The 12,211-nt window shown below is 54.5% G+C and carries 10 protein-coding genes; 6 read left to right on the top strand and 4 right to left on the bottom strand.

What is annotated here, in order from left to right; genetic code table 11:
• Position 1: 1 nt before the first annotated feature.
• The gene (gene pntA, locus C2U53_RS21785) at positions 2 to 1,531 is read right to left on the bottom strand and encodes a Re/Si-specific NAD(P)(+) transhydrogenase subunit alpha (RefSeq protein ID WP_090050073.1); all 1,530 of its coding nucleotides are present in this window, start codon (positions 1,529 to 1,531) and stop codon (positions 2 to 4) included.
• Between the two features lie 526 nt (positions 1,532 to 2,057).
• Here pntA and ydgH point away from each other — a divergent pair.
• The 3 genes from ydgH (at position 2,058) to folM (ending at position 5,352) form a co-directional block, all read left to right on the top strand.
• Positions 2,058 to 3,002, top strand: a complete 945-nt coding sequence (gene ydgH / locus C2U53_RS21780) for a DUF1471 family protein YdgH (RefSeq protein WP_043000768.1) — start codon at positions 2,058 to 2,060, stop codon at positions 3,000 to 3,002.
• A gap of 186 nt (positions 3,003 to 3,188) precedes the next feature.
• On the top strand, positions 3,189 to 4,571 hold the full coding sequence (locus C2U53_RS21775; protein WP_044265337.1) for an amino acid permease: 1,383 nt from the start codon (positions 3,189 to 3,191) through the stop codon (positions 4,569 to 4,571).
• Between the two features lie 58 nt (positions 4,572 to 4,629).
• Positions 4,630 to 5,352, top strand: coding sequence for a dihydromonapterin reductase (gene folM, locus C2U53_RS21770; protein WP_104446431.1), 723 nt, complete (start codon positions 4,630 to 4,632; stop codon positions 5,350 to 5,352).
• Here the strand turns inward: folM and C2U53_RS21765 are convergent.
• Entirely contained in the window at positions 5,349 to 5,684 is a 336-nt protein-coding gene (locus C2U53_RS21765) for a GlpM family protein (RefSeq protein WP_042319174.1), read from the bottom strand. The two genes, folM and C2U53_RS21765, sit on opposite strands and share 4 nt — an antisense overlap.
• Before the next feature lie 126 nt (positions 5,685 to 5,810).
• On the opposite strand from C2U53_RS21765, the gene rstA reads away from it, so the two are divergent.
• The 3 genes from rstA (at position 5,811) to tus (ending at position 8,862) form a co-directional block, all read left to right on the top strand.
• On the top strand, positions 5,811 to 6,557 hold the full coding sequence (rstA, locus tag C2U53_RS21760; RefSeq protein ID WP_044265342.1) for a two-component system response regulator RstA: 747 nt from the start codon (positions 5,811 to 5,813) through the stop codon (positions 6,555 to 6,557).
• On the top strand, positions 6,558 to 7,859 hold the full coding sequence (gene rstB, locus C2U53_RS21755) for a two-component system sensor histidine kinase RstB (RefSeq protein ID WP_104010314.1): 1,302 nt from the start codon (positions 6,558 to 6,560) through the stop codon (positions 7,857 to 7,859).
• 73 nt (positions 7,860 to 7,932) lie between these two features.
• Positions 7,933 to 8,862 carry a DNA replication terminus site-binding protein gene (tus, locus tag C2U53_RS21750; protein WP_090050070.1) on the top strand — a complete coding sequence of 310 codons (930 nt, stop codon included), beginning with the start codon at positions 7,933 to 7,935 and terminating at the stop codon, positions 8,860 to 8,862.
• On the opposite strand, the gene fumC is transcribed toward tus, so the two are convergent.
• Complete coding sequence (gene fumC, locus C2U53_RS21745; protein WP_104446430.1) at positions 8,859 to 10,262, bottom strand: class II fumarate hydratase; 1,404 nt, start codon at positions 10,260 to 10,262, stop codon at positions 8,859 to 8,861. The two genes, tus and fumC, sit on opposite strands and share 4 nt — an antisense overlap.
• A gap of 141 nt (positions 10,263 to 10,403) precedes the next feature.
• Positions 10,404 to 12,050 carry a class I fumarate hydratase gene (gene fumB, locus C2U53_RS21740; RefSeq protein WP_043000775.1) on the bottom strand — a complete coding sequence of 549 codons (1,647 nt, stop codon included), beginning with the start codon at positions 12,048 to 12,050 and terminating at the stop codon, positions 10,404 to 10,406.
• Positions 12,051 to 12,211 lie beyond the last annotated feature (161 nt).

The following is a 12,211-nucleotide window of genomic DNA, read 5'->3' as shown; positions in this document are numbered from 1 at the left end:
CTTAGTTTTTCCGGAACATTTTCAGCATGCGCTGAGTCACGGTGAAGCCACCGAAAATATTGATGCTGGCAATCAGGACCGCGATGAAGCTCAGGAAGCTAACCCAGCCGCCCTGGCCAATCTGCAATAGCGCGCCAACCACGATGATCCCCGAGATGGCGTTGGTCACGGACATCAGCGGCGTATGCAGAGCATGAGAGACGTTCCAGACCACGTAGTAGCCCACCACGCAAGACAGTGCGAACACCGTAAAGTGACCGAGGAACTCTTTCGGCGCGACGTCTGCCAGCCAGCCGAACAGAATGATCACCAGCGCCATCAGCGCGTATTTACGCCACGGCGATGCCGGTTTTTCCGGCTCTTTTGCAACCGGTGCGGCTTTCGCAGCGGCCTGCGGTTGAGCAGATACCTGAATCGGCGGTGCCGGCCAGGTAATTTCGCCGTCACGCACGACCGTGACGCCACGCACGACCACGTCGTCGAAATCAACGGTGATATTGCCGTCTTTCTCTTTGCACAGCAGTTTAAGCAGATTAACAAGGTTGGTGCCGTATAGCTGTGAAGACTGTGTCGGCAGACGCCCTGGCAAGTCGGTATAACCGATCACCTTAACGCCGTTGGCCGTGGTTGTGACCTGATTGGCGACGGTGTATTCGCAGTTCCCGCCGTTTTGCGCCGCCAGATCGACAATCACGCTGCCCGCTTTCATGGAATCAACCATTTCGCGGGTGATCAGTTTCGGTGCTGGTTTACCCGGAATCAGCGCGGTGGTGACAATAATGTCGACCTCTTTTGCCTGCGCAGCAAACAGCGCCATTTCCGCTTTGATAAACGCTTCAGACATCACTTTGGCGTAACCGTCACCGCTTCCCGCTTCCTCTTTGAAATCCAGTTCGAGGAATTCAGCGCCCATACTCTGGACCTGTTCTTTCACTTCCGGACGGGTGTCAAAGGCACGCACAATCGCGCCCAGGCTGTTCGCAGCGCCTATGGCGGCCAGACCAGCAACACCGGCCCCGATCACCATCACTTTGGCTGGAGGGACTTTACCCGCAGCGGTGATCTGCCCGGTAAAGAAGCGGCCAAACTCGTGCGCGGCTTCCACAATCGCCCGATAACCGGCAATGTTTGCCATCGAGCTTAATGCATCCAGCGACTGCGCACGTGAAATACGCGGTACAGAATCCATTGCCATCACCGTCACATTACGCTCGGCGAGCTTTTGCATTAACTCTGGATTCTGCGCAGGCCAGATAAAGCTGACCAGCGTGGTGCCCGGATTGAGTAACGGAATTTCTGCATCTTCCGGTGCGTTAACCTTCAGAATGATCTCTGATTGCCAGACAGCGCTGCTATCGACAATTTCCGCGCCCGCTTCTACAAAAGCTTTATCGTCAAAACTCGCCAGTCCACCCGCGCCGCTCTCAACCGCGACGGTGAAACCCAACTTCAGCAGTTGCTCAACCGTTTTCGGCGTCGCTGCTACGCGGGTTTCATTGGTAAACCGTTCTTTTGGTATGCCAATTCGCATAATGTTCCCTTCCATCGGTATTTTTGATGATGGTTTGTCAGTTAACGTGGAATTGCGCAGGCAATTTCACGCAGGAGGTATAGGTTACCCCGGAAAAATAAAACAGTAACAAACTCTCTATAACGTACTGAAAATAGCGCTTGTGATCTAGCGCCAAAAAACAGTATTTGTCGGGTTATCAGCAAAACAGGAACGATTCAGCCTTCTGACCGGGATAATGACCTTCAATTCGTGGTGAAAGGCCCATAAATCGCTCATACGATGCGGCAAAACATGATTAAGCGCCACGGCAGATCAACTAATTAACATTAAATTAACTTATAAAATTCAGTACGTTCATCAGTTTTTACTGTGAAATGACCATTTTTTCGACATATCATAATTTGTTATCGACCTTGTGACCTCATCTGCTGTGTCGATTGAAAAATCACGCAGACAGTCACCGGGTTTAAATGCAATAATCAGCCACGTTTCTAGTCAATAACAATACCAGTACCTGGTTTGCGCAAGGCGAAGGATTATTTTTATGAAGCTTAAGAACACACTCCTGGCGTCCGCACTTCTTTCTGCGACGGCTTTTTCCGTAAACGCAGCAACAGAATTGACGCCGGAGCAAGCGGCAGCACTGAAACCTTACGACCGTGTCACGGTCACAGGCCGTTTTAATGCGATTGGCGATGCGGTGAAGGCCGTTAACCGCCGCGCAGATAAAGAAGGCGCCGCCTCATTTTATGTTGTCGATACATCTGATTTTGGTAACAGCGGTAACTGGCGTGTTGTTGCAGACTTCTACAAAGCCGACGCCGAGAAAGCGGAAGCCAGCAAGAACCGCGTGATCAATGGCGTGGTTGAATTGCCAAAATCAGAAGCCGTCATGCTGGAACCGTATGATACCGTTACGGTACAGGGTTTCTACCGCAGCCAGCCGGAAGTGAATGATGCCATCACCAAAGCGGCAAAAGAAAAAGACGCTTACGCCTTCTACATCGTGCGTCAAATCGATGCGAACCAGGGCGGTAACCAGCGCATTACAGCTTTTATCTATAAAAAAGATGCGAAGAAACGCGTGGTGCAGAGCCCTGACGCGATCCCGGCGGATTCCGATGCCGGTCGCGCAGCGTTAGCTGCCGGTGGCGAAGCGGCGAAAAACGTCGAAATTCCTGGTGTTGCAACTACCGCGTCGCCGAGTTCTGAAGTTGGACGTTTCTTCGAAACGCAATCCACGAAAGGTGGGCGTTACACTGTCACTCTTCCGGATGGCACCAAAGTTGAAGAGCTGAACAAAGCCACGGCGGCCATGATGGTGCCGTTCGACAGCATCAAGTTCACCGGCAACTACAGCAGCATGACTGAAGTCTCTTACCAGGTTGCCAAGCGTGCAGCGAAGCAAGGGGCTAAGTATTACCACATTACCCGCCAGTGGCAGGAACGTGGTAACAACATGACCATCAGCGCCGATCTGTATAAATAAGGCTCTCCGGTCATAAAATAAGGCGGCTTTATGCCGCCTTTCGCTTTATCAGGCACAAATTTTCCTCTGATCATTGCATGCAGTCTCTTCTCTCCGTAAAATCCCGCGCCTTAGTGGCTTTCACCATTTTTATGCGCTTTGCCACAATAATTATTCTCCATCGATCGTTTGTACCACGGGATAACCATGGAAAAGAAACTGGGACTGAGCGCTCTCACCGCGCTGGTTTTAAGCTCAATGCTTGGCGCAGGTGTTTTCAGTCTGCCGCAGAATATGGCCGCTGTCGCCAGCCCGTCGGCGTTACTTATTGGCTGGGCGATTACCGGGGCCGGGATATTGCTGCTGGCGTTTGCCATGCTAATCCTGACCCGTATCCGTCCCGAACTGGATGGCGGCATCTTCACCTATGCCCGCGAAGGTTTCGGTGAGCTGATCGGGTTCTGCTCGGCCTGGGGCTACTGGCTGTGCGCGGTGATTGCCAACGTCTCCTATCTGGTCATTGTCTTCTCTGCTCTCAGTTTCTTCACCGATACGCCGGAGTGGCGTCTGTTTGGCGACGGCAATACCTGGCAGGCGATCGTCGGTGCGTCGATTCTGCTGTGGGTGGTGCATTTTCTGGTGCTGCGCGGCGTACAAACGGCGGCCAGCATCAACCTGGTGGCAACGCTGGCGAAATTGCTGCCGCTCGGTCTGTTTATCCTGCTGGCCTTTATGGCGTTTAAGCTTGAGGTTTTCAGCCTCGACTTTACCGGCCTCGCGCTGGGTGTCCCGGTCTGGGAACAGGTTAAGAACACGATGCTCATCACGCTGTGGGTATTCATCGGTGTGGAAGGCGCGGTCGTCGTCTCGGCGCGGGCGCGTAACAAACATGATGTCGGTCGCGCCACGCTGTTAGCGGTGCTCTCTGCGCTTGCCGTTTATCTGCTGGTCACTCTGCTCTCGCTTGGCGTAGTTGCCCGCCCGGAACTGGCGGAGATCCGTAACCCGTCAATGGCAGGTCTGATGGTCAAAATGATGGGGCCGTGGGGTGAGATTATCATTGCGGCGGGTCTGATTGTCTCCGTTTGTGGAGCCTATCTGAGCTGGACGATTATGGCGGCGGAAGTCCCGTTCCTTGCCTCAACGCATAAAGCCTTCCCGCGGATTTTCGCCCGTCAAAATGCGCAAGGCGCGCCATCGGCTTCACTGTGGCTCACCAACCTCTGCGTTCAGGTCTGTCTGGTGCTGATCTGGCTAACCGGTTCGGATTACAACACGCTGCTGACCATCGCCTCAGAGATGATTCTGGTCCCCTATTTCCTCGTCGGCGCCTTCCTGCTGAAAATCGCCACCCGTCCGCTTCATCAGGCGGTAGGTGTCGGTGCATGCATTTATGGCTTATGGTTATTGTATGCTTCCGGGCCGATGCACCTGCTGCTCTCCGTGGTGCTTTATGCTCCGGGTCTGCTGGTGTTCCTGTATGCTCGTAAGACGCATACGCATGATAACGTTTTGAACCGACAGGAAATGGTTCTGATTGGTCTGTTGCTGGTTGCCGCCGTACCGGCGACCTGGCTGCTGGTGGGGTAAACGCATCCCATCGTTTGACGCTAATAGCCTGATTCGCAGGCGCATAAGGAGTTTTTCGATGAGAACCCAACACCCTCTGCCCATTTTAGTGACCGGTGGTGGCCGCCGTATCGGCCTCGCCATTGCCTGGCACTTTATCAACCAGAAACAGCCGGTGATCGTCAGTTACCGTACGCATTATCCGGCGATTGACGGGCTGACCAAAGCGGGCGCCCTGTGCATTCAGGCTGATTTCTCCACCAATGAAGGCATTCTTACCTTCGCCGATACGGTAAAAGAACGCGCCAGCGGTCTGCGCGCCATCGTCCACAATGCCAGCGCATGGATGGCAGAGAAGCCGGGAATACCGCTCTCTGATGTCCTGGCCTGTATGATGCAAATCCACGTCAATGCCCCCTATCTGCTTAACCATGCGCTCGAAGGCATGCTACGCGGGCATGGTCACGCCGCCGCTGACATCATTCACTTTACCGACTACGTTGTGGAGAAAGGCAGTGACAAGCATATCGCTTATGCCGCCAGTAAAGCGGCGCTGGATAATATGACCCGTTCATTTGCCCGCAAGCTCGCGCCAGAGGTGAAGGTCAACGCCATTGCCCCTTCGCTGATCCTGTTTAACGAGGGGGATGACGCCGAGTACCGCCAGCAGGCGCTAAACAAATCGCTGATGAAAACGGCTCCGGGGGAAAAGGAGGTGATCGATTTAATCGATTATCTTCTAACCAGTTGTTTTGTGACGGGTCGTAGCTTCGCCGTAGACGGTGGCCGTCATCTGCGTTAGTGCAGTTTGACCCAGCAAAAGATCAGCAGCCAGGCGCTCAGGCACCAGCAGATCACTGCCCCGCCCAGCGCCACTGGCAGCTTCAGAAAACCGGTGAAATACCACAGCGAAACGAGATAGACAAAATAGGGAATAATCGACCACATGCTGAAGACAATGGTCGTTCTTAGCGCGTCAATGCCCCGCTCGCTGGCCACGATATAATGGGCAATCAGCGCGAATGTCGGGAACAGCGGGATGAGTCCTGCGATGTAGTAATTCTTCGTTTTTGCCAGCAACCCAATCAACACCACAACCAGCGCACCCAGCGCGGCTTTAATCACGAGTCCCATTACCTTGCCTTTACACATCAATAACATCAGCAACCAGCATAACGGAAGCATCACCGTTTAGGAAAGATTAATGGAAGGTAACGCCCCGGCGGTGTATGTTGACGTTTTTGATCGGCAATCAAGACGATGAACACGATTGTATTTGTTGAAGACGATCCTGAGGTCGGCTCGCTCATTGCGGCCTATCTGGCTAAACACGATTTCGATGTGATTGTCGAGCCGCGTGGCGATCTGGCTGAAGCGCGGATCCTCCAGGTTCAGCCGGACCTGGTATTGCTGGATATTATGCTCCCCGGTAAAGACGGCATGACCCTCTGTCGTGACCTGCAAGGGCAATGGCAGGGCCCGATCGTCCTCCTCACTTCGCTGGACAGCGACATGAACCACATCCTGGCGCTGGAAATGGGCGCCTGCGATTACATCCTGAAGACCACGCCACCAGCGGTCTTGCTGGCCCGTCTGCGGCTGCATCTGCGACAGAGCGATCAGTCAGGCCATAGCAAAGGGATTCAGCCTGCCGCCGTCACGCCGCATAAAACGCTGCGCTTTGGTTCCCTGACTATCGACCCCATCAACCGTGTCGTTTTGCTCAGTGGTGAACAGGTTATACTTTCCACCGCGGATTTCGAGCTGCTATGGGAACTCGCCACGCACGCCGGTCAGATTATGGACCGCGATGCGCTGCTGAAAAATCTGCGCGGTGTAAGCTACGACGGCATGGATCGCAGCGTCGATGTCGCCATTTCGCGTCTGCGTAAGAAACTGCTCGATAATGCGGCTGAACCCTATCGTATTAAAACGGTACGCAATAAAGGCTATCTGTTTGCCCCGCACGCCTGGGATGATGTGCCATCACGGCATTCGGGGATGTAAATGAAGAAACTGTTCGTGCAGTTTTATCTCCTGCTGTTTGTCTGCTTTCTGGTGATGACCCTGCTGGTCGGGCTGGTGTATAAATTCACCGCAGAGCGGGCTGGCAGGCAGTCGCTCGATGACCTGATGAAAAGCTCGCTGTATCTGATGCGCAGCGAGTTACGCGAGATCCCGCCGCGCGACTGGGGTAAAACGCTCAAAGAGATGGACCTCAATCTCTCTTTTGACCTGCGCGTTGAGCCACTGACAAAATTCACGCTGGATGATCAGAGTATGCAGCGTCTGCGTGAAGGCGACATCATTGCACTCGACGATCAGTACACCTTCATTCAGCGCATTCCGCGCAGTCATTACGTGCTGGCCGTGGGTCCCGTACCCTATCTCTATTTTCTCCATCAGATGCGCCTGCTGGATATCGCGCTGATGGCGTTTATCGCCATCTCACTGGCCTTTCCGGTGTTTATCTGGATGCGTCCACACTGGCAGGAAATGCTGCGACTGGAAGCCGCCGCCCAGCGGTTCGGTAAAGGTCATCTCAGTGAACGACTGCATTTTGACAGCGGCTCCAGTTTTGAACGGCTGGGCATTGCTTTTAATCAGATGGCGGACAATATCAATGCGTTGATTGCCAGTAAAAAACAGCTGATCGACGGGATTGCCCATGAATTGCGCACCCCGCTGGTTCGCCTGCGCTACCGACTGGAGATGAGTGAAAATCTCACGGAACAAGAATCTCTGGCGCTCAATCGCGATATCGGACAGCTCGAAGCCTTAATTGAGGAGCTGTTAACTTACGCCCGCCTCGACAGGCCGCAGAATGAACTGCATCTTAGCGAGCCGGACCTCCCGGCCTGGCTCACAGCGCATATTGATGATGTGCAAAGCGTGAATCCTGATCGGACATTGCAGGTTCCGCATCTCGCCCGGGGCAACTACGGTGCGCTGGATATGCGACTGATGGAGCGCGTGCTGGATAATCTGCTGAACAACGCGCTGCGCTACTGCCAGTCCACGGTGCAGATAAGCCTGCAGCTCAGCGATCGTTTCGCCACGCTGACCGTCGACGATGACGGGCCGGGCATTGCCCCGGAAGCCAGGGAGACTGTTTTTGAGCCTTTTGTCCGTCTGGATCCGAGTCGGGACCGCGCCACCGGCGGGTGCGGTCTGGGTCTGGCGATTGTCTATTCCATCGCCCAGGCGATGGGTGGCACGGTGAGCTGCGGGGAAAGTGAACTGGGTGGCGCTCGCTTCAGCTTTTGTTGGCCGATCTGGCACACAATTCCTGAATTAACCGCTGGCTGACGCTATTCGCACGGTAGTCGCAGGCGATATAACGTGCTATACATTGAGTATGTTGTAACTAATGAGGTGCGCAATGGCCCGTTACGATCTTGTCGACAGACTGAACACCACATTTCGCCAGATGGAGCAGACGCTGGCTGAACTAACGCAAGCGCTCGGAGAACATCATCTGATGATTGCCCGTGTCTTTTCGCTGCCGGAGGTAACCAAAGAGGCCGAGCACGCCCCGCTGGATACCATTGCGGTGAAGCAGCATCTGGGTAAAGAGGCCGAAGCGTTGGCGCTGGCGCACTATCGCCACCTGTTTATTCAGCAGCAGTCCGAAACCCGTAGCAGTAAAGCGGCGGTGCGTCTGCCGGGCGTGCTGTGCTATCAGGTGGGCAGTGCCAGCCAGGCGGCGCTGGAAAATCAGGTACAGCGCATCAATCAGTTGAAAACCACTTTTGAGCATATTGTCACCGTGGAGTCCGGTTTGCCGTCTGCGGCGCGCTTTGAATGGGTCCATCGCCATCTGCCGGGGCTGATTACGCTCAATGCCTATCGGACGCTGACGGTGATAAACGATCCGGCGACGTTGCGTTTTGGCTGGGCGAATAAACATATCATCAAGAATTTGCAACGTGATGAGGTACTGGCGCAACTGGAAAAGAGTCTGAATACGCCGCGCAGCGTACATCCCTGGACCCGCGAGGAGTGGCAGGCAAAACTGGAGCGTGAATATCAGGATATCGCCGCCCTGCCACAACAGGCAAAACTCAAAATTAAGCGTCCGGTCAAAGTCCAGCCCATCGCCAGGGTCTGGTACAAAGGCGAGCAAAAGCAGGTACAGCATGCCTGCCCGACGCCGCTTATCGCGTTGATCAATACGGAAAACGGCGCAGGTATGCCGGATATTGGCGAGCTACTGAACTACGATGCCGAAAACATACAGCATCGCTTTAAACCGCAGGCACAGCCGCTGCGTCTGATAATTCCGCGGCTGCACCTGTATGTGGCGGATTAACGACCTGGTTTCATACTGCCGACCATCTGCTCTGGCCGCACCCAGCTGTCAAACTCCACTTCGGTGAGATAGCCCAGCGCCAGAGCCGCAGCTTTCAGCGTCAGCCCCTCTTTATGTGCTTTCTTGGCGATTTCCGCCGCGTTGTCGTAGCCGATATGGGTATTCAACGCGGTGACAAGCATCAGTGATTCATTGAGCAACTGATTAATCCGCTCACGATTGGGTTCGATACCGACCGCACAATGCTCGTTGAAACTTTCCATACCGTCCGCCAGCAGACGCACCGATTGCAGGAAGTTGTGGATCACCATCGGACGGAAGACGTTCAGTTCGAAGTTACCTGATGCGCCGCCGATGTTAATCGCCACATCGTTCCCCATCACCTGACAACACAGCATCGTCAGCGCCTCACTCTGGGTCGGGTTAACCTTGCCCGGCATGATCGAGCTGCCCGGTTCATTTTCCGGGATGGCGATTTCGCCAATGCCACAGCGTGGCCCCGACGCCAGCCAACGAACATCGTTGGCGATTTTCATTAGCGACGCCGCCAGCCCTTTCAGCGCGCCGTGAGCATGAACCAGCGCATCACAGGTCGCCAGCGCTTCGAACTTGTTCGGCGCGGTGACAAAGGGAGCCTGGGTGATGGCCGCCAGTTCATCGGCGACGCGACGGGCATATTCCGGATGCGTATTCAGCCCGGTGCCGACCGCTGTTCCGCCTAACGCCAGTTCCGCCACGTGCGGCAGACTGTTTTCAATGTGCCGCAGGTTATGTTCTAACATCGCCACCCAGCCAGAAATCTCCTGTCCCAGCGTCAGCGGCGTGGCGTCCTGGAGATGAGTACGGCCAATTTTGACAATATCGGCGAAAGCGTCTGATTTCTCGTTCAGCGTCTTCAACAACACCTGCAACTGCGGAATCAAATGATTGCGCAACGCCAGCAGCGCAGCCACATGCATTGCCGTCGGGAAGACGTCGTTCGAACTCTGGCTCTTGTTGACGTCATCATTTGGATGGACTTTGCGCTCCATGCCGCGAACGCCGCCCAACAACTCACTGGCCCGGTTTGCCAGCACTTCGTTCATATTCATGTTGCTTTGCGTACCCGACCCGGTTTGCCAGATAGCCAGAGGGAATTCTTCCGCGTGTTTATCTGCCAGCACCTCATCCGCGGCCTGCATAATGGCGGCAGCTTTGTCGGCGGCCAGCAACCCTAAATCGTCGTTAACCTTTGCCGCTGCGCGCTTGGTGAGCGCCAGCGCGTGGATCAGCGAGACGGGCATTTTCTCGGTGGAGATCCGAAAATGCTCAAGTGAACGTTGGGTTTGTGCCCCCCACAGTTTATCTGCCGGGACATCAATCGCGCCCATCGAATCTTTCTCGCTGCGTACCGTTACCATGACCTGCTCCTTAGATAATGAATTGATTAGGTTATGTTCGACATTGCCCACATGCTTGCGGTCTTATGAGTATCAACGATGACAGCACCACCGTTTGGTGGTTTGTGCGATAAAAAAAACCGCCCCGAAGGGCGGCTGACGTTACTTAACGCAGCGTGCGCACTGCGACGTCTGAATCTGCTGGAAGAAGTCGTTTCCTTTATCGTCAACGAGAATAAAGGCCGGGAAATCTTCGACTTCGATTTTCCAGATCGCTTCCATTCCCAGTTCCGGATACTCCACACACTCCAGGCTCTTGATGCTGCCCTGCGCCAGTACGGCCGCCGGACCACCAATGCTGCCGAGGTAGAATCCGCCGTGTTTTTGACAGGCGTCAGTCACCTGCTGACTGCGGTTACCCTTCGCCAGCATGATCATACTCCCGCCCTGCGACTGAAGCTGATCAACATACGAATCCATACGCCCGGCGGTGGTCGGACCGAGTGAACCGGAGGCATAGCCTTCTGGCGTCTTCGCCGGACCGGCGTAGTAAATCGGGTGATCTTTTACATACTGCGGCAGCCCTTCGCCATTATCCATCCGCTCTTTTAATTTAGCGTGCGCGATATCACGAGCAACAATGATCGTGCCGTTCAGGGAAAGACGGGTCGACACCGGGTATTGCGACAGCTGTTCGAGGATCGCTTTCATTGGACGATTCAGGTCAACGCGAACCGCTTCCCCTTCGCCCGCTTTACGCAGTTCTTCAGGAATGTATTTACCCGGATTGTGCTCCAGCTTCTCGATCCAGATGCCTTTACGGTTGATCTTCGCTTTGATGTTACGATCTGCCGAGCAGGAGACGCCCATCCCGACCGGACAGGATGCGCCGTGGCGCGGCAGACGGATCACGCGAATATCGTGGGCAAAGTATTTGCCGCCAAACTGCGCGCCTAAACCAAGGTTTTGCGCCTCCGTCAGCAGTTCATTTTCCAGCTCGACGTCACGGAACGCCTGACCATGTTCATTCCCTTCGGTCGGCAGTTCGTCATAGTATTTCGCCGACGCCAGCTTCACGGTTTTCAGGTTCGCCTCTGCCGACGTCCCACCGATCACAAAGGCGATGTGGTATGGCGGACATGCTGCAGTTCCCAGCGTCCGCATCTTCTCAACCAGGTAGTCTTTCAGTTTGCCCGGCGTGAGCAACGCTTTGGTTTCCTGATAGAGATAAGTCTTGTTCGCGGAGCCGCCGCCCTTCGCGATGCAAAGGAATTTGTATTCATCGCCATCGACGCTGTAGAGGTCAATCTGCGCTGGCAGGTTGGTGCCGGTGTTCACCTCTTTATACATATCCAGCGCGGCGTTTTGCGAGTAGCGCAGGTTATCTTCGATGTAGGTGTTGTATACCCCACGCGCCAGCGCCGCCTCATCACCACCACCGGTCCAGACGCGCTGGCCTTTTTTGCCGACAATAATCGCCGTGCCGGTATCCTGGCAGGTTGGCAAAATACCCTTCGCTGCGATGTCAGAGTTGCGCAGGAACTGCAGCGCCACATATTTGTCGTTTTCGCTGGCGTCCGGGTCGCGCAGAATATCAGCAACCTGTTGTTGGTGTGCGGGGCGCAGCATAAATGAGGCGTCATGGAAGGCCTGGCGCGCGAGCAGTGTTAACGCTTCCGGATCGACTTTAAGGATCTCTTGTCCTTCAAATTCGGCGACGGAGACGTATTCACTGGTCAGCAGGGTGTATTCGGTATCATCCTTTTTAAGGGGAAAAGGATCCTGATAATGAAAGGGTTTGTTTGACATTGTTCTCTCACTTACTGCTCGGTCTGATTTTCTTAGGCTTCAGGGCAGATGATCCATTGCCCTCGTTAAAAGCGAGTTACACTATCCTACACATTTTTTTAACAAAAACTGAGACAAGTACGACTTTTTGCGCCCACAGGTTACTTCCCACAGGTTTCTTG

Source organism: Citrobacter sp. CFNIH10, from assembly GCF_002934585.1.
Classification (GTDB): Bacteria; Pseudomonadota; Gammaproteobacteria; order Enterobacterales; family Enterobacteriaceae; genus Citrobacter_A; species Citrobacter_A amalonaticus.
This window is presented reverse-complemented; position numbering and strand designations above follow the sequence as displayed.